Raw genomic sequence first — 24124 nt, 5'->3', positions numbered from 1 at the left:
ATGCAGTCTCCCGCCGCCGCCACCGTCCCCTCCTGGGCCGTGGGTGACATCACCGTCCACCGCATCGACGAGACACCCCTGCCGCCCGCGACCGGGCCGTGGCTACTGCCCGACGCCACCCCCGAGGTGGTGGCCGGTCAGGGCTGGCTGCGCCCCGACTTCGCCCGCCACGACGGCATCCTCCACATCGACAGCCACAGCTTCGCGTTCGTCGTGGACGGGCTGCGCGTGCTCGTCGACACAGGCATCGGCAACGGCAAGCAGCGGGCCAACCCGGCCTGGCACGACCTGCGCACCGACTACCTGAAGCACCTCACCTCGGCCGGCTTCCCGCCGGATTCCGTCGACCTGGTGATCCTCACCCACCTGCACGCCGACCACGTCGGCTGGAACACCCGGCAGGTGGACGGCGCGTGGGTACCCACGTTCCCCACCGCCCGCTACGTCACCGCCCGCGTCGAACGGGAGTTCTGGACCGGGTATGACATGGACGAGGCGCGCCGCCACATGTTCCTCGACTCGGTGATCCCGGTCGAGCGGGCCGGCCTGCTCGACCTGGTCGACGCCCCGGCCGACGGCGTGCAGATCGTCCCGGGACTGCGCCTCCTCCCCACTCCGGGCCACACCCCCGGCCATGTCGCCGTCGAACTGACCAGCCGGGGCGAAACGGCGCTGATCACCGGCGACTGCGTCCACCACCCGGTCCAACTCGCCCACCCGGCCATCGGAGCCTGCGTCGACATCGACCCCCAGCAGTCCGAGGCCACCCGCCGCACGCTGCTCGCCTCCCTCGCCGGCACCGAGACCCTGCTGCTCGGCACCCACTTCGCCCCGCCCACCGCGGGCCGGGTCGTCGCCCACGGTGACGCGTACCGGCTGCTGCCCCAGCCCGCGGCCTGACCGGGTGTGACGTGCCGTTCCAAGGTCACTGGTCAGGTGCCGGATCTGCGCCGCGTCAGGTTCCCTCTCTTGCCCGCTTGTCTCGGGGCTTGCTCGGGCGCGTGATCGCTGTCCGGGCACGTTCTGGATCTTGAGACCACGATCAGCCCATGGCAGGCTCGTGCCGCATGATCGATGAATTCGCGAAGGACACCCTGCACGGCAGACTGCGGCGGGACCGCGAGGCGCTGCTCTGGAAACTCGACGGCTTGTCCGAATACGACGCCCGCCGACCTTTGACGGCGACCGGGACCAACCTCCTCGGCCTGGTGAAACATGTGGCCACCGTCGAGGCCAGGTATTTCGGCGAGGTCTTCGACCGCCCTTGCCCGGATCCGCTGCCCCGGTGGCAGGACTCCGACGGCAGCGATCTCTGGGCGACCGAGGACGAGACCCGCGATCAGATCGTCGGGTTCTACCGGCGCACGTGGGAACACTCGGACGCGACGATCGACGAGCTTCCGCTCGACGCCCCCGGCCACGTGCCGTGGTGGCCGGAGCCTCATGCCGAGACGAACCTGTTCGCCGTCATGGTCCATGTCCTCGGCGAGTCCGTCCGGCATGCCGGGCACGCCGATATTCTGCGCGAGGGCCTCGACGGCCGGACCGGGCTGCGCGCCGAATACGAGACGCAGATCGACGAGGAAGCCCGTGCGGCCTACTGCGCGAAGATCGAGCAGGCCGCCAGGTCGGCCGCACCGGTCAGGGCTTAGAGATCGTCGAGCGGGACCGCGATGGGTGAAGCGCTGTTGCGCAGGCCGTGGAACTGGCCCGCGCCCGCAGGGACAACCTCGTCGTCATGGACGTCCGCATGCCCACCTGGACGGCATCGAGGCCGGCGCAACTGGTCGTCGTGGCCCACGAGTCGGGCCTGGTGACGCCGGGCGACCGTCAGGCGCAGTAGGCGTCCGTGCCCGGCCGCTGCCCGGTCGCCAGGAAGCGGGAGACCGTGCTGTCGCCGCAGGCGTTGCCGTTGGCGAGGTAGGCGTCGTGCCCGGTGGAGTTCACCGTCACCATGACGGCGCGCCGGCCGAACGCCTCACGCAGCTTCCGGGCGCCGCTGAGCGGAGTCGCGACGTCCCGCTCGTTCTGGACGAGCAGGATGTTGGACGGCCCCCGGCCGGTGATCCGCACCGGAGCCTCACGCGGCGGATACGGCCAGGCGGCGCACAGCATCGCGTTGCGGGGCATGCCGGCGGTGAGCGGGTACTCGGCGCGGCTCTCGGTGACGTCCTTCTCGTACACGGCCTGGGACGTGGGCCACGCGACGTCGTTGCACAGCGTGCCGGCGCCGACGGCGGCGACGTTCTGCAGGACGGGCTCGGGCGGCGCCGCGGGCGCGGGCGGCACGGTGCCCTGCTGCGCGGCCCGCATCAGCTTGGCGAGCGTGGGATAGCGGCTGGGGGAGTAGAGGCTGTCCAGCATGGTCTGGCGCAGGACGTTGCCGTTCAGCTCCTCCGGGTTGGCGCCGGGCCAGGGGAGGGGTTCCCGGTCGAGCCGGGCGGCCAGCCGCAGGAACAACGGCCGGACGTCGGCGGCCGTGCTCGCGACGCGGTCCGGGTTGTCCGGCTTCGACGCCCAGGCGGCGAAGTCGGGGAAGGTGTCCTCCACGCCCTGCTCGTGCCCGGCCAGCCAGGCGCGGGCGACGAGAGTGGGGTCGGGGTTGTCGTTGCTGTCCAGCACGATGCGGTCGGTGCGGTGCGGGAACATCTGCGCGTACACGGCTCCGACGTACGTCCCGTACGACACGCCCCACGCGGAGAGCTTGCGCTCGCCGAGCGCGGCGCGGAGGAGGTCGATGTCCCGGGCCTCGTTGGCGGTGCTGAGGTGCCGGATCAGTTCGCCGCCGTTCGCGGCACAGGCGTCGGCCATGCGACGGGCGGTGGCCATGTTCGCGTCCACCGAGCCGTCGGCGGCGGGCCAGGGGCGGAGCTTGGAGGTGGCGAGGTCGCCGTGGTCCAGCCCGCAGTCGACGGGCGTGGACGGGGCGAGCCCGCGTGGGGCGAAGCCGACCAGGTCGTAGGCGTCCCGGACGTCCTGGGGGAGCTTCTGTCCCTTCCCCGAGGGGTCGTTCAGGCTGGAGCCGCCCGGCCCGCCGGGGATCAGCAGCAGGGTGCCGCGCCGGGCCTCCGGATTCTCGCTCGGGATGCGCGAGACGGCGATGTCGATGCGGGGACTGTCGGGGTCGGTGTGGTCCATGGGGACCCGGAGGGTCGCGCACTGCTGACGGGGGTCTGTGCCGGAGCCCTCGCAGGCGGTCCAGGCGAGGCCCTCGGAGGAGCTCGCGGCCACGGAGGCGGTCACGGGCGCGGTGACGGCCAGAAGGGCGGTGGAGACGCCGACGATGGCGGCGTTGCGGATGGTGCGCGTGCGCTGCGTCATGCGACGAGCCTCGCGGATCCCAGGGGCCCGCCCCATCCGGGCAACAACCTGAAACGCCTTGGGGTTTACCCCACCGTCCCCCTGACGAACTCCACCCAGGCGGGCCTCGAAGAGCGGTACGGCCGCGCCCGGCATATGGCCGGGCGGGCGCCGGCCAGCTCGGCGTACAGCGGTCACCGCCGAGGCGCGTCCCCGGCGCGCCCGTGCGCACGGATCCCAGGAACCAGTCGGAGCCCCAGAGGCGTCGGAGGAGTTGGGCGTCGGATCCGGCATGACGCTGGACTGGGTCCGGGGCGGTGATGGGCCACGCCAAGGGCAACGCCAGCCCCCTCGCCCGGACCCGGACCCGGACCCGGGGCCGGACCCGCGGAAGGCGGTCGGGCGGGCAGGGCCGTGTACGGGCGGTCCGGAAACAAGGAGAGAATGAGGCCATGGCGATGTGTGGGAAGTGCGGTACGGAAAAGCGCCGTTGGCCTCGTTCCTGTCCCCGGTGCCGTTCCCAGTCGGACCGGGGGGACGCGGCCGCGGATGCTGCCGAACTGGCAGCGGAGACAGGACTGCTCGGGTGGGTCGGGAGGGGAATCATGAGCTTTGTACGGCTGGTACTGCGCGTGGTCGACTGACCGCCCCATGCGGACATCGCCCCGCCAGGTTCACCGAGACCTGAAGCCGGAGGACATCATCATGGCCGACGGCCCTCGGATCATCCCCACCTGCCGGCTCTCTGGGGGATGCACCTGATGAGAGCCGGCTGTCGCCGGTGTCATGCGTCGTGGAGTTCTGCCTGGACGCGACGTGAGGGGCGGAATGTGTAGAGGTCGAGGATGTCGGGCGGTTCGCTGATGCCCGGGCCGCCGTTCTCCACCCAGGTCGTGATGTCGGAGACGGCGTCGGGGTCGTTGACCAGACCGAGCCAGACCGGGCGCCCGCCCATCCTGCGGCCCTCGCCGGAGGGCTGGACGACGATGACGTTGGCGCGTTCGCAGGCATCGAGGCAGTCGGTGACCCTCACGGTCGCCGTACCGGCGAGGGACTGCCGCAACTCGGCGAGCTGGGCCGCGTGGTCCGGGCCGGGGATTTTCGGCGTGCCGCAGCAGCAGCCGCGGCAGACCGTGACAGTGGGCCGTGCCGCCCCCGGGGAGGGGGTGGCACGGCGGCTGCGTTTGCTCACGCGGTGTCCTCCATGTCGTTGGCCGGCGGGGGCCGGGCCTCGCGCAAGCGGGCGCAGGCCATTTGGGCCGTCGATCTCCGCAGGCCGGCCATGTCCTGTTTCGGCGCGTGTCCGTCCTCGGTGGGGCACGCCGTCCATGATGTCGGGTCAGGGTGCCCCAGTCGACGACTGGTTCACCGCCGGGCGTAGTGGCTGAGCAGGTCAGCCAGGGCGGTGCGGCTGATGATCTTAGGTGATGGGCCGAGGTTTTCGGAATCGCGTACCGCTAGGTACGCGCCGAGGTCGGCTGTCTCCACACAGCCGCAGCCCAGTTGCCGGTTCTCGGCCCGGCAGCCCCGCTTCACTTCACGTGGCGGCCGAGGAAGTCCCTGACCAGCGCGGCGATCTCCGGGCCGTGCGTCTCCAGGGCGAAGTGTCCGGCGTCCAGGAGGTGGATCTCGGCGTCCGGCAGGTCCCGGGTGAAGGCTTCGGCGCCCGCAGGGCCGAAGATCTCGTCCCCGCGTCCCCAGACTGCGAGCAGCGGGGGCTGGTGGGTGCGGAAGTACTCCTGGAAGACCGGGTAGGCGTCCAGGTTGAACTGGTAGTCCCAGAAGAGCTGGAGCTGGATGTCCTTGTTACCGGGCCGGTCGAGGCCGGCCTGGTCGAGGGTCCAGGTCTCGGGGCCGATCCGGTCGAGCCGGTCGGTGGGGACGCCGTGGGTGTACTGCCAGCGGGTGGCCTCGGCGGTGAGCAACTCGCGGACGGCGGCCTCGTTGACCGTCCGGTCCTCGGCGTGGGCGAAGAGGACGTCCCAGAAGGGGGTGAAGCCCTCCATGTACGCGTTGCCGCTCTGGGTGACGATCGCGGTGATCCGCTCGGGCCGGCGGGAGGCCAGGCGGAGGCCGATGGGGGCGCCGTAGTCCTGGATGTAGAGGGCGAAGCGGTCGATGCCCAGCTGGTCGATGAGGCCGGCGGTGATCTCGGTGAGCTTCTCGAAGCTGTAGGTGAGGTCCTGGACGGAGGGTGCGGCGGAGAAACCGAAGCCGATGTGGTCGGGTGCGATCAGGTGGTACGCGTCGGCGAGGTCGGCCATCAGTTCGCGGTACATGTGCGAGCTGGACGGGAAGCCGTGCAGCAGGACGAGGGTGGGGTCGGCCGGGTCGCCGGCCTCCCGGTAGAACACGTCGAGGCCGTCGACGGTGGTGGTGTGGGCGCGCGTGACGAAGGTGGGCATGGCTGCTCCCCGTTCCGTGACCGGCCGAGAGAACGGTCGTTCTCCCGATGCCCTGTAGAGTAGGAGAACGATGGTTCTCCGTGCAAGGGGTGAAGGATGCTGGACGCGCAGACCGCGGAACTGAACGTGCTCGACACCGCCCAGCGGCTTTTCGACGCACACGGGGTGCAGGCGGTCGGCATGGACGCCATCCGCAGCGCCTCGGGGGTCTCCCTCAAACGGCTCTACCAGCTCTTCCCCTCCAAGGACCTCCTGGTGCAGGCCGTCCTGCGGCGCCGCGACGAGGCCGTACGCAGCTCCCTCGCCGCACACGGCGCGCGGACCGCGGACGGGCCGTACGAACGGGCCCTCGCGGTCTTCGACTGGCTCGCAGACTGGTTCGCGGAGCCCGGGTTCCGTGGCTGTGCCTTCATCAACGGCTTCGGGGAGCTCGGCGGGGTCTCCCCGGAGGTGGCCGCGATCTCCCGCGAGCACAAGGAGGCCCTGCGGGCGTACTTCGCCGAGCAGACCGACGCTCTCGGCGCCCCGCCCGTCCTCGCCGACCAACTGTCCCTACTCGCCAACGGCGCCATGGCCGTCGCGGGCATCACCGGCTCCCCCGAACCGGCTGCCCAGGCGAAGGCCGCTGCGCGCGTACTCCTCGACACCGCGCGATGACCCGGACCCCGGACACACGGAAGACCCGCCCCCGCCTGCGCGGCCCCGGTCACGAGAGCGGCCGTGGCCGCGGCGAGCCGGCTCGCCGATCAGGGGACGGCTGACATCCCTGGGCCCACGCCGGAGCGGCGGGCGAACAGGCTCCTGTTCTCTCGTTCTTGACGCTGTGTACGCAGTAGCCCGCCAATGCCGATGACACCGCTCCTGCTTCGCGTGCAGCATGGATCAGGCGAACAGCGGTGCCGCCATCCAGACCGCGACTCCGATCAAGGTGGCGGCGAACAAACAGTCGATCCCTCGCTTCGACCGCTCACTGCGGAACAGGGCGGTGAGCGCCCGGCCGCCAAGTACCCAGACGATGAAGGCGACCAGGTTGTTCAGCGTGAACACGATCGTGATCACCAGCACCGTGGCGACGCCGTCGTCGGCGGGCGGCCCGAGAAACTGGGTGAACAACACCGCAACGATGTAGTACGCCTTGGGGTTCAGTAGCAGGACGACCGCGCCGGCCCAGAACCCGATCCGTTGCTCCTCGATCGGTGTGGCATCCGTCGTGGCCCCACCCTTCGCCCGAGCAGCACGAACGAACGTCACCGCGAACCACAACACGTAGAGGCTCCCGACCGCGCTGAGAACCTTGGCGAACAAGGGATGCTCAAGGACGGTGACCCCCAGCCCGATCCCGATTACCGCGGTCACACCGAAGGTCGCGACGTGATACCCGGCGAGGGCCGGAACGGCGGCGCGCAGCCCCTTCGACGCACCAATCGCCGCGAAGAACGCATTTCCCGGGCCCGGACTGTACGCAAGCGGGAACAAGAAGATCAGGAGCGCGATGAGCGTGTCCGCGCTCAACGCCGGCGTCGGCGGAGCCGTGAAGATCATATGTAGAGTCTTCAGAGCGGCCGTCGGTCGTGCTGGCGGAAATCAGTCATCACGATGCAGCCGAACGTCCACCACCCGGGTTCCCGAGTCCGCCGGAGACTCGAGGCCTGCCGACGCACCCTCCACTCCCAGCGCGAACGTCTGAGGTCCCCGTTCAAGAACTGACCGACCCCGCGCGCCCGCGCGGCGCCATCCGCCAGGACATCACCGGGCAGGGGCGTCATGCTGCTCATGAGCGCCGGCCACCAGACGGCTGCACGGGGAGGAGTCGAACGGCAGGGCCGTATCCTGAGGCAGGCGACGCAGACACTGCCGATGCGTCGCAGCCGTCCGTCGCCGCCGGGTGCCGCCCACGCCGGGTACCGGGTGCCCGGCAAACGATCCGGAGTTGACATTGATCAGTCTGGCCGCAGTGGGGGGAGTGGCCCTGGTCGAATTGGGCATGGCCCTGACCCCGGGACCGAACATGATCCACCTTGCCTCACGCGCGATCACCCAGGGCCGCAGGGCGGGCCTCGTCAGCCTGAGCGGGACCGCCGTGGGATTCCTGTGCTATCTGCTGGCTGCGGCCGCCGGTCTGTCCGCGCTGTTCGCCGCCGTGCCGCTCGCGTACACGATGGTCAAGCTCGCCGGCGCCGCCTACCTGGCCTACCTGGCCTGGGACATGCTCAGGCCCGGTGGCCGTTCCCCCTTCGCACCGGCCCAGAACCTGCCTCCCGTCTCCGACGCCCGCCTGTTCTCGACGGGGCTTCTGACCAACCTGCTCAACCCCAAGATCGCTCTCCTGTACGCCGCTCTCCTGCCCCAGTTCATGGATCCGCAGGCGGGTCCGGCCTGGGCACAACTGCTGCAGCTCGGCAGTGTGCAGATCATCGTGGGGGTCTCCGTGAACGCTCTGGTCATGCTGGGCGCGGCACGGGTGTCGGGATTTCTGGCCACCCGGCCCCGCGTGATGACCGCTCAGCGCTTTGCGGCAGGCGGCTTGCTCGGTGTCTTCGCGCTGCGCACAGCCCTGTCCCGCACCCCTGTCTCGACCTGAGCCATGCACGTGCACCTGTGAGACCGGAAAACATGGACCGAGGTGCACCCCAGCCGCCGGCACGGCGCCCCCGAGGGGCAGTGCGCCGACGTAGTGGCCGCCGCATGGTCGAAGGCGATACCCGCGACCGCCGCGGACCCAGGCTGCGGAGCAACGATCGCGAGGAAGAGGCCCGGAGAACATCCAGCCGGCCGCGACGAGTGGAGCCAGTGACCAGAACCAGCCGCGGGCCGGGACAGCAAGTGCCGGAGCAGCGCCGCTCCGCGGACCTGATCGGCTGCAGCGTCATGGGTTTTCTCGTCACTCCACGGCGCGGCCGGTGAGTTTGTGACGCCCGGACGGTCCAAGCTCGTGACACCCAGGAAAGGACACCGCCATGTCGGAGCTTCTCGTCGACTTCATCACCTCCCTCGACGGCCACGCATCGGGAGAGGGATGGCCCGGGTTCTGGGGCCTCGAGGGCCCGGAGTACCTCGCATGGCTGGGCGAGCAGCCCGAGGCCACCTACCTGATGGGAGCGAACACCTACCGCCTGATGTCGGGCTTCGCCGCAGGTGAGGTCCCGCATGGCCAGGACGAGTTCAGGCCCGAGGAAGAGGCATCCGTCGACGAGCTCACGCAAGCGTCCAAGGTGGTGTTCTCCTCCTCGCTCGAGGAGCCACTGACGTGGGCCAACTCCACGCTCGTCCGCGACGACGCCGTCGAGGCAGTCCGCGCCATGAAGTCGAGTGGCCCGGGGCTCCTCAGCACGATCGGCAGTCTCAGCCTCTCCCGGTCCCTGCTGCGAGCCGGACTGGTCGACCGCTTCCGGGTCGTGATGTTCCCGGTGATCACCGGGGCCACGGGCGAAGAACGCATCTACGACGGCTACCCGGACGTTGCCCTCGAGATGATCGAGCACCGCACCTTCGACGGCCGCATCCAGCTGGTCGAGTACAAGCCCCGCGTGCTCGAGCACCCGCCGCTCGGCGTCCCCGCGTGACGTCGCCCCGTCCGCCGGCGGGGACGGCCGCCAGGGCGGCGTCGGCGGGCGTGGAGCAAGACTTGCTGATCTCTGGGGCGCCTGACGTGCCCGGAACTACAGCACCCACCGCTGACACGAGACGAGGGCGGGCAGCACACCGTTCGTGCGCTGCCCGCCCTCAGCGCGACCCGCACCGGACCGTCCTGCGTCCCCAACCCGGCCACCGGATCGATGACCTCCACGCCGCTGACGCAGCGACCGGAGCGACGAACTGACCACCTTGATTCAGGACCTCACCGCCACGACAGGAGATCTTCTCGGCCGTGGCGGCGGTGGGTCAGAGCCGGACGATGACGAGGGCGGTGTCGTCGGTGGCCCCTCCCACCGGGAGCAACTCGAGCAGGAGGGCGTCGGCGAGACCTTCGGGATCGGCTGCGCGATGGCGGGTGAGGGCCTCGGCCAAGCGGGCGAGGCCGGCATCGATGTCCTCGCGGCGGCGTTCGATCAGACCGTCGGTGTAGAGGACGAGGGTGTCACCCTCGGTGAACGCGACGGTGGCCTGGGGCCCCGCGACGTGGTCAGGGCGGGCACCGAGCGGCGGATCGGTGGCCTGGTCGAGAAACTCGACGGTGCCACCCGTACGCAGCAGGGCGGGCGGAGGGTGGCCCGCACTGCTGTAGGTCAGGGTGTGCGTGTCCCAGTCGATGCAGGTTTCCACGGCGGTGGTGTTCTCCGCCCCCTTTACGGAGCGGGCGTACAGGCCGAGGACATCCAGCGCCTGTGCCGGGCCGTCTGCCACGCGGGACGCGGCGGACAGGGCGCTGCGGAGCAGGCCCATGACGCCCGCTGCGCGCAGGCCGTGACCGACGACGTCACCGACGGCGACGCCGATGCGGTCGCCGGGCAGATCGACCAGGTCGTACCAGTCGCCGCACACGTTCAGAGAACCGACTGCGGGCCGGTAACGCACGGCTGCGCGGTGGTGGCCAACGGGTTCGGGGGCGGGGAGCATCGCTTCCTGGAGGGCGAGGGCGACCTCTCGTTCACGGGCGTGCGCCTTGCGTAGCCGCTCGTTGACTTCCTGCAGTTCCCGGGCGCGGGTGTACAGCTCGGCCTCCAAGACCCGTGCACGGCTGCCCTGCGGCCCGCCGCGGGCCCTGATCAGCTCGGTCACCTCCTCCACCCGGTGGACCAGCAGCTCCACCCGGCCGTCCGGGCCGACGATGGGAGCATTGACCGGACTCCAGTACCGCTCCTCCCACTCACCGGGCCGCTCCGGCGACTGCACGTCGTAGCGCTGCAGCGCCATCGTGTCCCGCTCACCCGTGGCCAGCACCCGCCTGAGAGACGCCTCCAGGTTCCGCGCACCCGTGGCGGCCGGGTCGCCGGGGTTGTCGGGAAACACGTCGAACAGGTACCGGCCCACCAGCTGCTCCCGCGTACGGCCGGACAGGCGCGCAAACTCCTCGTTCACGTCCGCGTACACCAGATCCGGGGTCAGCAGGGCCACCATGCCAGGCAGCGCCTGGAACACCGCCGCGTAGTCGATTCCCGTCTCCGCCACGACTGCCTGCCCAGCGCTCGGTACCGTCCGCAACTTCCACGATAAGAGTCGGACGGATCCGGCTCTGGTCGTGGACGCGGAAGACGATCTGTGGGCTGCTGCGCCTCCGACGGCAGCAAGCGTCACCTTCGTCGCGACCCAGGTGCGCTCAGGTGACGGACCCCTCGGCCGCCCCGAGCTCTCCCGCGTGCCGGGCAACGGTGTGGTCGGTCGCGTCGTCGCCGTCGCCCCGACGTGGACCCCGCCCTGACCGGCACGGTCGTGGTCACCACGACCGGCGGCCAGGGCGGCTACGCCGAACGCGCTCTCGCCCGGGCCGACGAGGTGGTACCGGTTCCGGCCGGCCCCGCCGTCGAGGACGCGGTCGCCCTGCTCGCCGACGGTCGCACGGCACTCCCGCTCTTTCGCCGGGCGCAGGTCGAGCCGGGCGAGAAGGTCCTCGTGGAGGCCGGCTCCCGCGCCGGTCGCCGACTGAACGGAGGCCCGGCGAGGACCGCGTGTGGGTGTGCGCGCGGAGGGGCGTACGTGAGGGGTGTGGTCCCTGTGCGACGACTGCCCCTGGCCGACCACCGCGCAGGCGGAGGACCCGTCACTCCCACGTCAGCCACCGCAGCGCGTGAACGCCGGTGCCCCCTGCCGGCCCCTACCCCCCGCTGCCGCGGGAGGACAGGTGCAGGGCGCGCAACGAGGCCTCCAGGGCGAAGCGGCGGTCGGGATCGGTGAGGCGGTCGCCCAGCAGGGCGTCCAGGTTCCGCAGACGGTAGCGGACCGTCTGCGCGTGCACGCCCAGCATCTCGCCGACCTGCTCCGCCGGCGCCCGCGTCGAGACGTGCACCCGCAGGGTCTCGACCAGCCGGTCGCGACGGCCGGCCGGCAGCGCGTCGAGGGCGGCCAACTCCCTGGCCGCGAGGTGGTTCATCAGGGACGGGTCCGTCAGCAGCCACAGCGTCACCAGGTGATCCTCGCAGCGCACCACGGGAGCGTCGGCCACCACGCCCTCGTCGATGAGTTGCAGCACACGGCGGGCCCAGCGGATCGAGTCGGCCGCCTGGGCCGGCGGCACGGTCAGCCCCACCACGGCATGGGATCCGGCCAGGGCCGCGTCGAGCATCGCCTGCCGCTCCGGGGTGAGGGCCCCGGGTACCAGCAGGTGCGGCTGGGGGACGTCCAGGTCGAAGAGCACGTCGTCGGCCAGTCCCGCCTCCAGGTGCTCGGGGAGCGGGGAGCGCAGGGCGACCATGGTGACGTCGGCGGGCAGGCGCCAGGCGGCGGCCTCGCAGAGTCCGTTCAGCGCCTGGGGCAGCGGGGGAGCGGCGAGGATGAGGTGGAGTAGCCGTCTGCGCTGCGCCGGCACCTCGGAGAAGGCCCGTGACTGCACCTCCACGTAGCCCTCGCGGGAGATCCGCTCCAGTTCCTCGACGTAGGCGAACAGGGCGTCGGCGAAGGCGAGGATCACCGTGGGGGAGAGCCGGTACTGACGTCCCAGGGCCTTGGCACGGCGCAACGCGATGCGGGCACCGAGCCGGTAGGCGCCCTGGAGGGTGTCGAGTTCGCGGCCCTCGTAGGCTTCCACGCGACCGAACTTGCGCAGCAGTTCGTCACGGAGCACGGCGTTCTTGCCGGGGTCGGCGACGCGGTCCACGAAGGCGTAGAGCGCCTGCTCGACGCCCTGTCGGACGGCGGCGGCGTTGGGGCCGTTGAGCAGCTTCCCGTACACCGGGTAGGCCCGGGTCACCTCCGCGCCGATCTCCTTCAGGAGGCCCGGTAACTCGGGTCTCATGAAGGCGGCGAACTCCTTGGGGAGGGGCTCCAGCGGTTCACCGACTTCAGACGGTCGTGTAGTTGAAGGCATGAGTGCCGTCCCTCGCTTTCCGGGGCCCACGGTGCACCGGCCGTGGGCCCCGGTCCTTCACAGAAGGGGCACACGACCGGACGTGATGTGCCGTGTGTCTGGGCTGCTGAAGGTGAAGCTAGGTCATCTTCTGTGGGACGTACACAGTCCGTGCACATTTCGGTGGCGAGCGACGTGACGACACCGCCGGGACGGCCGAGAATCGCCGTCCGACGGCCATTAGTCGACGGCGGAGTGCCAGTTCTGCGACAGGCGCTTGCCGGCGTCGGGGGCGAAGGTGCCAGGGGCGTTCAGGCCGGCGAGGTAGGTCCTGGTGTCGTTGAGCGTCAGGCTGTTGTTCCCGGAGGCGGACGGCAGCCCGGTCTTGGCGTTGACCGCCGCGTCGATCAGGCCGAACAGGCCCAGCCCGCATCCGCCGGCGCCCGGCACGGTGAAGGTGCTGTCGTTCTGGGTGGCCCCGGTGAGGCTGATGCGGCTCATCTCGCCGTCGTCGGCGGCCGTGCCGTCGCCCCGGAAGAACGACATGCCGAACTCCGGGAACTGCCGGTTCTCCGGACGCAGCACGACGGGGTTGTCCGCTGTGCCGATGTAGCACTTGCTGCCGAGGAACGGGTTCTCCAGGTGGATGCGGACCGGAATGGCCACGATCGGCTGGTCGGTGAGGATGCCGGCGGTCTGGTCGAAGGCGTACGGGGTGCCGACGGACTCCACCGTTGCCGTGATTTTGTTGAGGGAGCTGTCGTCGAGCTGTTCGCAGATGGCCGTGACCACGGGGATGTTGCTCGGGCACATCAGTCCCAGCAGTCCGCCGGGGACGGTCGCGGAGTCGGCGACGAGGGCGCCGCCGGCCGGGGCCACGACCGAGCTGGTCCCGTCGGAGTTCTGCACGACCCCGATCTGGAGGTTGGTCCTGCCCGTGGTCACGGTGGTCTTGCCCAGCTTGATGGAGCCGCTCGGCGAGCTGGAGACCACGCACTGCGGGGTGCGGGTCAGGCCGTCGGCGGCCAGCATCGCCGGGGCGTCCACGGGGCAGCGGGTGAAGGGGGCCCACTCGCCGTTCGGTACGGCGGCCGCCGCGGTGGCGGTGCCCATGGAAGCGAACGCGCCGAGCGCGGTGCCGAGGGCGGTGGCGGTGGTGGCGACTCTGGCGCCGAGAGAGAACCGCATCGTGTTGCCTTCCGGGTCGGGGAGCGAGGGGAGGGGATCAGCGTTCGGCTACGGGTATCTTGCGGGGCTGGGCGTCCTCCGTGCACTCGTCGGGGTTGAGCACGTCGGCCGAGACGAAGCACGCCTGGCCCTGGATCTGCTTGACGTAGTTGCCGGGGCCGGAGACCGAGGCGGTGAGCAGGCGGTCGAGGTTCTCGCCGCTCGCGGTGGAGCAGCCCGTGAAGGCGGGGACGGTGACCTCGCCGGTCAGCGGACCGCCGGACAGCAGCAGGTAGCCCGTGGCCGGCTGGCCGGTGGTCTGTTCCCCTCTGCCGTGCAGGACCAGGTGGTCGCCGGGGAACTTCTTCGGATCCGGTTCCGGGGACGTGAGGGAGGTCCTCGTCCGGCAGTTCTTTCCCACGTTCAGCGGGGTGCCGTTGACCTCGAGGGAGGTCACCCGGAGCACGACCGGTGCCCGGACGTAGGTGTCGGTGCTGGTGAACAAGAAGTCGGTGGTGCCGTGCGAGTCGATGGTCATCGGCCCGGTCTGCTCCAGCACCATCGTGGCCGTCGTGGGGGTGAAGTCGAATGTCAGGAAGGTCGCCCGGAAGGGCGGGGTCTGCTTGCGCTGCTGGTAGTAGAGGTCCGCGGTGGAGTGCTGGGTGATGGTCGCGCCGCTGAAGTCCGGGAAGAACTCGAACTGCGGCTCGCCCTGGGTGATGAGGGTGCAGAACGGCGGGACCAGAGCGGCCCCGTCGAGCTTGTTCACGTTGGCGTAGCCGGTGATGTACGCGTTCAGCGACATCGGCCCGGCCGGGTACTTCTCGTCGTACTTGCAGGTCGGTGCGGCACGCTCGCCGGCGGAGCCTTCCGGTGCGGATTCGGTGACCTTCGGCGCGCGCTCGCCCTGCCGGTCGGCCGAGTTCCCCTGCGTGTCTTCGTCCGGTTGCCGCCCCGAGGTGTCGGAGGGAGAAGGCGTGCCGGACGGGGCACCGGTCGGGGCGTCGGTGCCGCCGTCCGTCCCGACCCGGACGGCGGCCAGCCGCCCCCCGTCCGGGGCCGCTTCGCCGCGGGCACAGTCGACGGTCACGGCGGCGGGGTCCGTCGGGTTGCCGTCCGCCGCGGTCAGGGACAGGTCCAGGCTGAAGTCACCGGCGGTCATGGTCAGTTCGCCGGCGCTCTGCCCGGTCACCGAGGGGACGTCCCCCGTCGCGGTCAGCGTCAGCGGTCCCGTCCCGGGCAGGGCAGTGGGCTCCGTCTCGCCGCGCCAGGTCGCCTCGGCGGTGGCCTCGCCCTGTGCGATACCGACCTCGAGCCGGGTCGCGGCCCGTACGTCCGCCGCACCGAGCGCGGCGAGGTCCGCCACCGCCGGCTCCGGCAGTTCGACGGTCGCGGTCACGTCCCCGGTTTCGATCGGCTCACCGGTCGCCACCCGCTCGGGAAGGCCCGCCGAGACCCGTACCGTCGCGGACTGCTCCCCGGAGGGGAACAGGCACACGTAGGGCAGCGCGACGTCGACCTCCTGCGTGCCGGCGGCCCCGGCCGCGGCCGGCACGGTGGCCGCCAGCACGACGAACGCGGCGATCGCCGCGCTCCGGACGCGGCGGCGGGCCGTCCCTCGGACGGCGGTACGGGGCCTTGTCATCTGTCTCTCCGCTCGGGTCGTTCCACGGTCCGCATGGCCGGCCGGCCGGGCGTGCGGGCGCCCGCACGCCCGGCCGGGGTCCCCGGCCGGGCGGCGGGCCATGCCCTGCTTACGGGTTGCTGCCGACGATCGTCGGGATGGTGCTGGTCCCCGAGACCTTGACCGCGTAGTTGCCCTTGAAGGTGGGCTTGGTGGCGGTGGTGACCACCGTGCCGCAGCCGGAGGCCGAGGTGACGGCCAGGTCCCCGCTGACGCTGGTGACCGCGAGGATGCCGGTGGAGTTGGTGTAGGTGGCGGTGGCCTTGCCCTGCACGTTGAACACGCAGGCGCCGGCGGTCACCTTCGCCTTGACGTTGCCGATGTAGCCCTTGGTCACACCGGTGGAGGCGGTGTAGTCCTGGGCGACGACGGTCCAGGGGGTGGTCGCCACGGTCGTGACGTTGCCCAGGACGCTGGTGCACGGCGACGTGCTGGTGCCGAAGTTGATGGCGTTGATGGTGGCCACCGTCGCGGGGTTGCCGGTGGTGCTGCCCATCGTGCCCGAGGCGCTGGACGTCGTGCACGTCATCGGGATGTTGGCGGTCAGCACGATGTTGCCGCTGTTGATCGCCGAGAAGTTGGCCGGCGACGGGTTGACGGTCCAGACCGTGGACGGGACGGCCGAGGCGGGGGCGACGGCCATGGTGAGAGCGGCGACGCCCGCGCCCGCCACGACGGCGATTCTCGTCAGGGGCTTCTTCATGAGCTGGGGACTCCCTTGCGGATTGACCGGCAGAGATGGATCGCGCCCGTATTCGTGAGGTGGGAGAACGGGCGGTCCGCGGCCCGGTAATTATCGACCGCGAGCCATGACGTTACTTGCGGGAAACTTAGGCGAACAATGCCTGCGGACCATGATTCTTTGAGAAGTGTCAATACCTGTTCCCCAGGTGAGCAGTCCGGAGTCCGGCTTAGTCATCCGCTGCTAAGGAAGGCGTCGTGTCGCGGATCGGCGTGGGACCCACCGTGCAGGCGTGGGGATTACGGCCGGCCTCCAGCAAGGCCCGATTTGCTCATCGAGTGACAAGAGGAAGGGGTGGCTTTGTTATCGCGCTGACAAAGTCGAGTGGGGCCAACCGATTCCTCAGGGAAAGTCGAACCCTTCTCTTGCCTCCCCTGGTTACTCGGCCGTAGCGTGCCGGTCACGGCGCTGATCCCCTGGTGGGTGCCCCCCATGCCGAGGAGGCGCGACGGATGACTTTCCGGCCCTGCCCTCCCTTCGGGGGCGGACATCCGTCGGCAGGGCCGCACGGAACCCGTCCCCCCGGGAACCGCGCGACCCTGCCTCGCACGAAGAAGACAGGCCCACGGCGTGATGTGTCTGCGCGGTGACAAAACAGCGGTGACAAAACAACGGAAGGGCGGCGCGGACCGCAGGGCCGGCCCGTTGTCGGCGCACCACGCACCGGCCGGCGTGTGCGTCGCGCACACCGGCCGCACCCTCTTTGGAGGTGATATGGGAATCGAAGTGGTGGTCGAAGGCCTCACCAAGTCCTTCGGCAGACAGAAGATCTGGCAGGACGTGAGCCTCACCCTGCCGGCCGGAGAGGTCAGCGTCATGCTGGGGCCGTCCGGAACCGGAAAGACCGTGTTTCTCAAGTCGCTCATCGGATTGCTGAAACCGGAGCGCGGTCGTGTCCTCATCGACGGCATCGACATGGTGAACAGTCCGGAACGGGACATTTACGAAACCCGGAAGAAGTTCGGGCTCATGTTCCAGGACGGCGCTCTTTTCGGTTCCATGTCCCTCTTCGACAACATCGCCTTTCCCCTGCGTGAGCACACCAGGAAGAAGGAGGCGGAGATCCGGCGCATCGTCATGGAGCGGATCGAGGTCGTCGGACTCCTGGGCGCCGAGGGCAAACTGCCGGGGGAGATCAGCGGCGGCATGCGCAAGCGGGCCGGTCTCGCCCGCGCGCTCGTCCTCGACCCCGAGATCATCCTGTGCGACGAACCCGACTCCGGGCTCGACCCCGTGCGCACCGCCTACCTCTCCCAGCTGCTGATCGACCTGAACGCGCAGATCGACGCGACGATGCTCATCGTCACCCACAACCTCGACATCGCCGCCACGGTCCCCGACAACATGGGCATGCTCTTCCGGCGCGAACTGGTCACCTTCGGCCCGCGCGAGGTGCTCCTCACCAGCGAGGAACCGGTCGTGGCGCAGTTCCTGGCAGGTCGCCGGGCGGGCCCGATCGGGATGTCGGAGGAGAAGGACGCCGCCACCCTCGCCGCCGAGGCCGCGGAATCGCGCGCGGCGGACGCCGACGGTCCGCGCGAGATCGTTCCGCAACTGGAGCCGTCCCCGGGCCTTCCGCCGCGCCGCGCCGTCACCCGGCGCCGGGAGAGGGTCCTCGGCATGCTCGACCGGCTGCCGCCCGCCGCCCGCACCGCCATCGAGCGTACGTACGCCGCCGGCGACGCGCCCGGCGCCACTTCCAGTCCGACGCTCCCGATGCCGGCCACCGGGAGCGGAACATGATCGGCGGGGCCCTCCGTCAGACCGGTCTGCTCTTCGCGCTCGCCGCCGAGGTGGCCCGTGCGATCTTCCGACGTCCCTTCCAGTTCCGGGAGTTCGTCGAGCAGTTCTGGTTCATCGCCGGCGTCACGATCCTGCCCGCGGCCCTGGTCTCCATCCCGTTCGGTGCCGTCATCGCCCTCCAGGTCGGCTCGCTCACCCAGCAACTCGGCGCGCAGTCCTTCACCGGCGGCGCCAGTGTGCTGGCCGTCGTGCAGCAGGCCGGCCCGCTGATCGTCGCTCTGCTGATCGCAGGCGCGGCGGGCTCCGCGATCTGCGCCGACCTCGGCTCGCGCACCATCCGCGAGGAGCTGGACGCCATGGAGGTCATGGGCGTCTCACCCGTCCAACGCCTCGTGGTGCCCCGCGTCCTGGCCACCATGGGCGTCGCGGTCCTGCTCAACGGCCTCGTCTCCGTGGTCGGCATCCTCGGCGGATACGCCTTCAACGTCTTCCTCCAGGACGGCACCCCCGGCGCCTACCTCTCCAGCTTCTCTGCCCTCGCCCAGCTGCCCGACCTCTACATCAGCGAACTCAAGGCCCTCGTCTTCGGGTTCATCGCGGGCGTCGTGGCCGCCTACCGGGGCCTGAACCCGCGAGGAGGCCCCAAGGGCGTCGGCGACGCCGTCAACCAGTCCGTCGTCATCACCTTCCTGCTGCTCTTCTTCGTCAACATGGTGATGACGGGCGTCTACCTCCAACTCGTCCCGCCGAAGGGAGGCTGAGGTCCATGGCCTCCCCGCTCGTCTGGCTCGACCGCTCCGGCGACCAACTGCTGTTCTACGCGCGCTCGCTGTTCTGGATCCCGCGCACCCTGCACCGCTACCTCCGAGAGGTGCAGCGGCTCCTCGCCGAGGTCGCCTTCGGAACCGGCGGCCTCGGGGTCGTCGGCGGCACCATCGGCGTGATGATCGCGATGACCCTCTTCACGGGAACCGTCGTGGGACTCCAGGGATACGCGGCCCTCGACCAGATCGGCACCGCCGCCTTCACCGGGTTCGTCTCCGCCTACTTCAACACCCGCGAGATCGCCCCGCTGGTCGCCGGCCTGGCCCTCTCCGCCACCGTCGGCGCCGGCTTCACCGCCCAGCTCGGGGCCATGCGCATCAACGAGGAGGTCGACGCCCTCGAGGGCATGGGCATCCGCTCCCTGCCCTACCTGGTCACCACCCGCATCATCGCCGGCGTCGTCGCCATCGTCCCCCTCTACGCGATCGGGCTGCTCTCCTCCTACCTCGCCTCCCGGTACGTCACGGTCCTCTTCAACGGCCAGTCCCGAGGGACGTACGACCACTACTTCAACCTCTTCCTCTCGCCTACGGACGTGCTGCTCTCCGTCCTGAAGGTGCTCATCTTCAGCGTGATGGTGATCGTCGCCCACTGCTACTACGGCTACCGCGCCTCAGGCGGCCCGGCCGGCGTCGGCGTGGCCGTCGGCCGGTCGGTGCGCAACGCCATCGTGCTGATCAGCGTCACCGACTTCTTTCTGTCGCTGGCCCTGTGGGGCGCCACCACGACCGTGAAGGTGGCGGGCTGACATGACCGCAACGCTCACCGCACGAGGCGCGACCGTGCGCCGCCGGCTCGCCGGAGTCGTCTTCCTGGTGGCCCCCGCCCTGCTGGTGTGGCTCGCGGTCGCCGCCTACGACAAGCGGTTCACCGACTCCGACCCGGTGGTCGTGGAGACCGGCAGCGTCGGGAACGAGATGCACCGGGGTGCCGAGGTGAAGCTGCGCGGCGTCGTCGTCGGCGAGGTCCGCGAGATCGACGCCACCGAGGACGGTGCCCGGCTGACCCTCGCCCTGCGGCCCGGAGCCCTCGACGACATACCGGCCGACGTGCGCGCCCAGATGCTGCCGACCACCCTGTTCGGCGAACGGTTCGTCGCCCTCGTGCCGCCGGCGTCGCCGTCCTCCCGCCCGCTGCAAGCCGGGGCCGTCATCCCGCAGGACCGCTCCACCAGCGCCGTCGAACTCCAGCGGGTGCTGGACGACGTACTGCCCATGCTCACCGCCGTCCAGCCGCAGAAGCTCTCCGCCACCCTGTCCGCCGTCTCCCGGGCGCTGGAGGGACGCGGCGACCGGCTCGGCGACACCCTCAGCCTCCTCGACTCCCACCTCAAGAAGTTCAACCCCCAACTCCCCACCCTCAACCGCGACCTGAAGGAGCTGGTGAAGGTCAGCCATGTCTACGCCGACACCGCTCCCGACATCATCACGGCCCTCACCGACTTCACCACCACCAGCGGCACCCTGGCGGAGAAGGAGAGCGAGCTGGCCGGCACCCTCGGCGCCACCACCAGGACGGCCGAGGACATGACCGCCTTCCTGCGGCAGAACAAGGACACCATCATCCGGCTCTCCGCCACCTCCCGCCCCACGCTGGAACTCCTCGCCGAGTACTCCTCCGCCTTCCCCTGCACCCTGCGCACCCTCGCTGACTTCGTCCCGGCCATGGACAAGGCCCTCGGCAAGGACACCGGCCGGCCCGGCCTGCGCGTCGCCGTCACCACCGTGCCCTCCCGCGGCGCCTACCGGCCGGGCCGCGACACCCCGGCCTACGGCGCAGGCGGCGGCCCCCGCTGCTATCCCGTGCCGTACCTCGGAGTCAGCGCGAAGCCCGCCGCACAGGTACCCGGGGCGGCCGGACAGGACCTTGGGCCGGCCAACTCTCCGCAGGAGAACGACCTCGTCAACGAACTCCTCGCACCCGCCACCGGCAAGGCCCCCGCCGACCTTCCCGAGTGGAGCAGCCTCCTCGCGGGACCGGCCCTGCGCGGCACGGAGGTGACCCTGCGATGACGAACCGGAGCACCGCCCCCACGCGACGCCGCCCGCTGACCGGCCCGCTCCTGAAGTCCCTGGCCTTCCTGGTGGTCACCGCGCTGGCCACGACTGTGCTCGGGCTCAGCGTGTCCGGCTCCGGCGTCGGCGACGACGGCGTCTCCTACAAGGCGATGTTCACCGACGTCACGGGAGTCACGGACGGAGACAGCGTGCGGATCTCCGGCGTCGAGGTCGGAGAGGTCACCGACGTCCGCGTCGTCGACCGGCGTACCGCCCAGGTGACCTTCACTGTCCGCGACGACCGCACCCTGCCCGCGTCGACCACCGCCGCGGTGAAGTACCTCAACATGGTCGGGCAGCGCTACATCGCCCTGGACCGGGGCAGCGGCGACCTCACCGGCACACTCGACGCGGGTGACACCATCCCGGTCGACCGCACCACCCCCGCACTCGACCTGACCCTGCTCTTCAACGGCTTCAAGCCACTCTTCGAAGGTCTCTCCCCGAAGGACGTCAACGAACTCGCCGGGTCCATCGTGCAGGTCCTCCAGGGTGAGGGCGGCACGGTCGACAGCCTCATCCGGCACATCGGCTCCCTCAGTACGACCGTCGCCGCCAAGGACAAGGTCGTCGGAGAGGTGGTGAAGAATCTCAACACCGTTCTGACCACCCTCAACGACCGCGAGGCCGACTTCGACGACCTGGTGGACACCCTCCAGAAGCTGGTCACCGGCTTCAAGGACGACCGCAAGCCCCTGGGCAAGGCGGTCGCTGCCATGGGCGACCTGACCACCGTGACCGCCGGCCTCCTCGAAGAAGCACGCGAGCCCCTGAAGAAGGACATCCGCGAACTGGGCCGTCTCTCCGGCAACCTCGGCGACGCCACCCCGCAGATCGAGGACTTCCTCGAACGGACCCCCGCCAAGCTGACGGCCCTCGGCCGCCTGTCCTCCTACGGCTCCTGGTTCAACCTCTACCTCTGCGAGGCCCGAGTGGACGGCGTGACCACCTCCACCGGCGCGAAACCGCCCACCGGCATCGCGGTCACCGAAGCGAGGTGCGGCGCATGACCCCGCCGCAGCGGCCGGAACGCCGCGACACTCCCGCCACCGCGCCGAGCCGCCCCCGCCGCCCGCGCCTGAAGCCGGTCAAGGACCGCAACCCGATCGCCGTGGCCGTGGTCGGCCTGGTCCTGCTGGCCCTGCTCACCGTCTTCGCCTACAACGCCGACCGGCTCTCCGTCACCGGCGGCGGCACCACCTACAGCGCCGACTTCACCGAGGCCGCGGGTCTGGACGAGGGTGACGAGGTCCGAGTGGCCGGCGTCAAGGTCGGTGAGGTCACCGCGGTCGCCCTCGACGGCGACCGGGTGAAGGTCACCTTCGAGGTCGAGGACGCCTGGATCGGCGACCGGACCACCGCAGCCATCGCCATCAAGACCCTGCTCGGCGACAAGTACCTCGCCCTCGACCCCCTCGGCACCGCGGAACAGGACCCCGGCGACCGCATCCCGCGGTCCCGGACCACCTCGCCGTACGACGTCACCCAGGCGTTCCAGGACCTCGGCTCCACCGTCGACGCCATCGACACCCGGCAGCTCGCCGAGAGTTTCGAGACCATCTCGCAGACCTTCGAGAAGTCGCCGCCACACGTCCGCAAGGCGGCCACCGGGCTGGCCGACCTGTCACGTTCCGTCTCCGGACGTGACCGTGAACTGGCCGAACTGCTCAAGGGAAGCGCCCGGTTCACCAAGACGCTGAAGGACAAGAAGTCCAGCTTCGAGACCCTCGTCGAGGACGCCGGACCGCTGCTCGGAGAGCTCCAGGACCGGCGGGACGCCATCACCGCCCTGCTGGAGGGCAGCCGCGACCTCGGCACCGAACTGTCCGGCCTCGTGGACGACAACGAGAAGCAGCTCGGCCCGACACTGAAGGCGCTCGGCCGCGTCACCACGGTCCTGGAGGAGAACAGTTCCCAGCTGGACCGCACGCTCGCCCTGGTCGGCCCGTACTACCGCCTGGTCGGCAACACCCTGGGCAACGGCCGCTGGTTCGACAGCTATCTGTGCGGGGTGGTGCCCCGCGACTACCTGCCCGCCCAGTCCCAGCCCAAGACATCGTGCATGCCGCCCAAACAGCCGGCGGCGGCCCGGGGGAGCGGTGAGCGATGAGCAAGCGCAGAAAACTCCTCTCGGCCGCGATCGCCCTCGCCGTGGTCGCCGCCGGACTCGCCACCGTCCGCGCGCTGGACTCCACCGGCACCCGCATCACCGCCTACTTCGACCGAGCCGTCGGCATCTACGCCGGCTCCGACCTGCGCGTCCTCGGCGTCCGGGTCGGTGAGGTGGAGTCGGTCAGCCCCCAGGGCACCCGCGTGCGGGTCGAACTGGCCCTGGACGACGGCGTGCGCGTACCGAAGTCGGCGCGGGCCCTGGTGGTCGCGCCCAGCATCGTCGCCGACCGCTACGTCCAGCTCACCCCGGCCTACCGCTCCGGACCCGCCCTGCCCGACGGCGCCGTACTGCCCGCCTCCCGCAACCGCACACCGGTCGAGATCGACCAGCTCTACGCATCGATCACCGACCTCAGCGAGGCACTCGGACCGGACGGCGCCAACTCCTCCGGCGCCCTGTCCGAACTGCTGAAGACAGGCGCCGCCAACCTGGACGGCAACGGAGAGGCCATCGGCGAGGGCATCGAGGAGTTCGGCAAGGCCGCCAAGACCCTCGACGGCTCCAGCGACGACCTCTTCGCCACCCTCAGCAGCCTCCAGGACTTCACCACCATGCTGAAGGACAAGGACACCGACGTCCGCACCGCACAGGAGCGACTGGACACCGTCGTCGGCTACTTCGCCGACAACAAGGACGACCTCGCGGGCGCGCTGGAGGAACTCGGCACCGCCCTGGGCCAGGTGAAGACCTTCATCGAGGACAACCGGGGAGAACTGAAGAAGAACGTCGAACGGCTGATCCCCATCACCCGGACACTGGTCCGTCAGCGCGCTTCGCTCGCCGAGACCCTGGACGTCGCACCCCTCGCCGCGGACAACTTCGTCCGCGCCTACGACCCCGGGACCGGCAGGATCCACGGCCGCGCCAACCTCAACGAGATCAGCACGGGCGGCCCGCTGCTGCCCCTGCCGGCGACCGGCGGCACCGCGACCTCGTCGACCGCGGGCGCTGGGAAGGGGGAACAGTGAAACGCGTCGTGCGACGCGCCGCACCAGCGTCGGAACCGGTGGACTCCACGGGCGCGGACCAGGTGGAGACCGCCGAGGCGGAGCGCGTCGAGGTTCCGGACGGCACCGTACGACGCCGGG

The 24124-nt window shown here is 70.5% G+C and carries 21 protein-coding genes and 1 pseudogene; 13 read left to right on the top strand and 9 right to left on the bottom strand.

Annotated features, from left to right (window positions below):
• The 3 genes from ACH499_RS14140 (at nt 1) to ACH499_RS14130 (ending at nt 1843) form a co-directional block, all read left to right on the top strand.
• Entirely contained in the window at nt 1-900 is a 900-nt protein-coding gene (locus tag ACH499_RS14140) for an MBL fold metallo-hydrolase (protein ID WP_399015728.1), read from the top strand.
• Nucleotides 901-1067: 167 nt separating this feature from the next.
• Entirely contained in the window at nt 1068-1652 is a 585-nt protein-coding gene (locus tag ACH499_RS14135) for a DinB family protein (protein WP_399016019.1), read from the top strand.
• Between the two features lie 47 nt (nt 1653-1699).
• The gene (locus ACH499_RS14130) at nt 1700-1843 is read left to right on the top strand and encodes a hypothetical protein (RefSeq protein WP_399015726.1); all 144 of its coding nucleotides are present in this window, start codon (nt 1700-1702) and stop codon (nt 1841-1843) included.
• Here the strand turns inward: ACH499_RS14130 and ACH499_RS14125 are convergent.
• The 3 genes from ACH499_RS14125 to ACH499_RS14115 form a co-directional block, all read right to left on the bottom strand.
• Nucleotides 1831-3321 carry an alpha/beta hydrolase gene (locus ACH499_RS14125; RefSeq protein ID WP_399015724.1) on the bottom strand — a complete coding sequence of 497 codons (1491 nt, stop codon included), beginning with the start codon at nt 3319-3321 and terminating at the stop codon, nt 1831-1833. The genes ACH499_RS14130 and ACH499_RS14125 overlap by 13 nt on opposite strands.
• Before the next feature lie 763 nt (nt 3322-4084).
• Nucleotides 4085-4492, bottom strand: a complete 408-nt coding sequence (locus ACH499_RS14120; protein ID WP_356205884.1) for a (2Fe-2S) ferredoxin domain-containing protein — start codon at nt 4490-4492, stop codon at nt 4085-4087.
• 340 nt (nt 4493-4832) lie between these two features.
• Nucleotides 4833-5705, bottom strand: a complete 873-nt coding sequence (locus tag ACH499_RS14115; protein WP_399015721.1) for an alpha/beta fold hydrolase — start codon at nt 5703-5705, stop codon at nt 4833-4835.
• Between the two features lie 96 nt (nt 5706-5801).
• On the opposite strand from ACH499_RS14115, the gene ACH499_RS14110 reads away from it, so the two are divergent.
• On the top strand, nt 5802-6362 hold the full coding sequence (locus ACH499_RS14110) for a TetR/AcrR family transcriptional regulator (RefSeq protein WP_356205886.1): 561 nt from the start codon (nt 5802-5804) through the stop codon (nt 6360-6362).
• Nucleotides 6363-6587: 225 nt separating this feature from the next.
• Here the strand turns inward: ACH499_RS14110 and ACH499_RS14105 are convergent, their stop codons facing one another.
• Nucleotides 6588-7247 carry a LysE family translocator gene (locus tag ACH499_RS14105; RefSeq protein WP_399015719.1) on the bottom strand — a complete coding sequence of 220 codons (660 nt, stop codon included), beginning with the start codon at nt 7245-7247 and terminating at the stop codon, nt 6588-6590.
• 394 nt (nt 7248-7641) lie between these two features.
• Between ACH499_RS14105 and ACH499_RS14100 the strand changes: the two genes are divergently transcribed.
• Together ACH499_RS14100 and ACH499_RS14095 are read left to right on the top strand one after the other, a co-directional pair.
• Nucleotides 7642-8286 (top strand): LysE family translocator, encoded by a 645-nt coding sequence (locus tag ACH499_RS14100; protein ID WP_356205894.1) that lies wholly within the window; start codon nt 7642-7644, stop codon nt 8284-8286.
• A 376-nt stretch (nt 8287-8662) separates the two neighbouring features.
• Complete coding sequence (locus tag ACH499_RS14095) at nt 8663-9268, top strand: dihydrofolate reductase family protein (protein ID WP_356205888.1); 606 nt, start codon at nt 8663-8665, stop codon at nt 9266-9268.
• A 319-nt stretch (nt 9269-9587) separates the two neighbouring features.
• Here ACH499_RS14095 and ACH499_RS14090 read toward each other — a convergent pair whose 3' ends face one another.
• The 5 genes from ACH499_RS14090 to ACH499_RS14070 form a co-directional block, all read right to left on the bottom strand.
• The gene (locus tag ACH499_RS14090) at nt 9588-10814 is read right to left on the bottom strand and encodes a SpoIIE family protein phosphatase (RefSeq protein WP_356205889.1); all 1227 of its coding nucleotides are present in this window, start codon (nt 10812-10814) and stop codon (nt 9588-9590) included.
• A gap of 643 nt (nt 10815-11457) precedes the next feature.
• The gene (locus ACH499_RS14085) at nt 11458-12666 is read right to left on the bottom strand and encodes a helix-turn-helix domain-containing protein (RefSeq protein WP_399015717.1); all 1209 of its coding nucleotides are present in this window, start codon (nt 12664-12666) and stop codon (nt 11458-11460) included.
• Between the two features lie 219 nt (nt 12667-12885).
• Nucleotides 12886-13833 (bottom strand): hypothetical protein, encoded by a 948-nt coding sequence (locus tag ACH499_RS14080; RefSeq protein ID WP_399015715.1) that lies wholly within the window; start codon nt 13831-13833, stop codon nt 12886-12888.
• 37 nt (nt 13834-13870) lie between these two features.
• Nucleotides 13871-15457, bottom strand: a complete 1587-nt coding sequence (locus ACH499_RS14075; protein WP_399015713.1) for a DUF6801 domain-containing protein — start codon at nt 15455-15457, stop codon at nt 13871-13873.
• A 109-nt stretch (nt 15458-15566) separates the two neighbouring features.
• Nucleotides 15567-16199 carry a hypothetical protein gene (locus ACH499_RS14070; protein WP_399015711.1) on the bottom strand — a complete coding sequence of 211 codons (633 nt, stop codon included), beginning with the start codon at nt 16197-16199 and terminating at the stop codon, nt 15567-15569.
• Between the two features lie 753 nt (nt 16200-16952).
• Between ACH499_RS14070 and ACH499_RS14065 the strand changes: the two genes are divergently transcribed.
• The 7 genes and pseudogenes from ACH499_RS14065 (at nt 16953) to ACH499_RS14035 (ending at nt 24004) form a co-directional block, all read left to right on the top strand.
• A complete protein-coding gene (locus ACH499_RS14065) occupies nt 16953-17981 on the top strand; it encodes an ABC transporter ATP-binding protein (RefSeq protein WP_399015709.1) in 1029 nt (342 codons plus the stop codon).
• An 8-nt stretch (nt 17982-17989) separates the two neighbouring features.
• Nucleotides 17990-18742: pseudogene (locus ACH499_RS14060) on the top strand (MlaE family ABC transporter permease); the annotation flags it as partial.
• A 5-nt stretch (nt 18743-18747) separates the two neighbouring features.
• Nucleotides 18748-19554 carry an ABC transporter permease gene (locus ACH499_RS14055; RefSeq protein WP_356205156.1) on the top strand — a complete coding sequence of 269 codons (807 nt, stop codon included), beginning with the start codon at nt 18748-18750 and terminating at the stop codon, nt 19552-19554.
• Nucleotide 19555: 1 nt separating this feature from the next.
• Nucleotides 19556-20818, top strand: a complete 1263-nt coding sequence (locus ACH499_RS14050) for an MCE family protein (protein ID WP_399015707.1) — start codon at nt 19556-19558, stop codon at nt 20816-20818.
• Nucleotides 20815-21873 (top strand): MCE family protein, encoded by a 1059-nt coding sequence (locus tag ACH499_RS14045; protein ID WP_399015705.1) that lies wholly within the window; start codon nt 20815-20817, stop codon nt 21871-21873. Before ACH499_RS14050 ends, ACH499_RS14045 begins: the two co-directional genes overlap by 4 nt.
• Nucleotides 21870-22973: an MCE family protein gene (locus ACH499_RS14040; RefSeq protein WP_356205159.1), complete on the top strand. Its 1104-nt coding sequence runs from the start codon at nt 21870-21872 to the stop codon at nt 22971-22973. Before ACH499_RS14045 ends, ACH499_RS14040 begins: the two co-directional genes overlap by 4 nt.
• Entirely contained in the window at nt 22970-24004 is a 1035-nt protein-coding gene (locus tag ACH499_RS14035) for an MCE family protein (protein ID WP_356205160.1), read from the top strand. Before ACH499_RS14040 ends, ACH499_RS14035 begins: the two co-directional genes overlap by 4 nt.
• Nucleotides 24005-24124: the final 120 nt, after the last annotated feature.

This window comes from Streptomyces sp. NPDC018947 (genome assembly GCF_044390505.1).
Lineage (GTDB): Bacteria > Actinomycetota > Actinomycetes > Streptomycetales > Streptomycetaceae > Streptomyces.
Note: the sequence above shows the minus strand (reverse complement) of the source record. Positions and strands in the feature narration are given on the sequence as shown.

Excerpts from the sequence above, each read along its gene's own strand:
- ACH499_RS14085 (WP_399015717.1), bottom strand. The coding sequence starts at position 12,666 with ATGCCTTCAACTACACGACCGTCTGAAGTCGGTGAACCGCTGGAGCCC.
- ACH499_RS14065 (WP_399015709.1), top strand. The coding sequence starts at position 16,953 with ATGGGAATCGAAGTGGTGGTCGAAGGCCTCACCAAGTCCTTCGGCAGA.
- ACH499_RS14125 (WP_399015724.1), bottom strand. The coding sequence starts at position 3,321 with ATGACGCAGCGCACGCGCACCATCCGCAACGCCGCCATCGTCGGCGTC.
- ACH499_RS14040 (WP_356205159.1), top strand. The coding sequence starts at position 21,870 with ATGACCCCGCCGCAGCGGCCGGAACGCCGCGACACTCCCGCCACCGCG.
- ACH499_RS14115 (WP_399015721.1), bottom strand. The coding sequence starts at position 5,705 with ATGCCCACCTTCGTCACGCGCGCCCACACCACCACCGTCGACGGCCTC.
- ACH499_RS14095 (WP_356205888.1), top strand. The coding sequence starts at position 8,663 with ATGTCGGAGCTTCTCGTCGACTTCATCACCTCCCTCGACGGCCACGCA.
- ACH499_RS14080 (WP_399015715.1), bottom strand. The coding sequence starts at position 13,833 with ATGCGGTTCTCTCTCGGCGCCAGAGTCGCCACCACCGCCACCGCCCTC.
- ACH499_RS14055 (WP_356205156.1), top strand. The coding sequence starts at position 18,748 with ATGGCCTCCCCGCTCGTCTGGCTCGACCGCTCCGGCGACCAACTGCTG.
- ACH499_RS14140 (WP_399015728.1), top strand. The coding sequence starts at position 1 with ATGCAGTCTCCCGCCGCCGCCACCGTCCCCTCCTGGGCCGTGGGTGAC.
- ACH499_RS14045 (WP_399015705.1), top strand. The coding sequence starts at position 20,815 with ATGACGAACCGGAGCACCGCCCCCACGCGACGCCGCCCGCTGACCGGC.
- ACH499_RS14035 (WP_356205160.1), top strand. The coding sequence starts at position 22,970 with ATGAGCAAGCGCAGAAAACTCCTCTCGGCCGCGATCGCCCTCGCCGTG.
- ACH499_RS14105 (WP_399015719.1), bottom strand. The coding sequence starts at position 7,247 with ATGATCTTCACGGCTCCGCCGACGCCGGCGTTGAGCGCGGACACGCTC.
- ACH499_RS14110 (WP_356205886.1), top strand. The coding sequence starts at position 5,802 with ATGCTGGACGCGCAGACCGCGGAACTGAACGTGCTCGACACCGCCCAG.
- ACH499_RS14050 (WP_399015707.1), top strand. The coding sequence starts at position 19,556 with ATGACCGCAACGCTCACCGCACGAGGCGCGACCGTGCGCCGCCGGCTC.
- ACH499_RS14070 (WP_399015711.1), bottom strand. The coding sequence starts at position 16,199 with ATGAAGAAGCCCCTGACGAGAATCGCCGTCGTGGCGGGCGCGGGCGTC.
- ACH499_RS14075 (WP_399015713.1), bottom strand. The coding sequence starts at position 15,457 with ATGACAAGGCCCCGTACCGCCGTCCGAGGGACGGCCCGCCGCCGCGTC.
- ACH499_RS14135 (WP_399016019.1), top strand. The coding sequence starts at position 1,068 with ATGATCGATGAATTCGCGAAGGACACCCTGCACGGCAGACTGCGGCGG.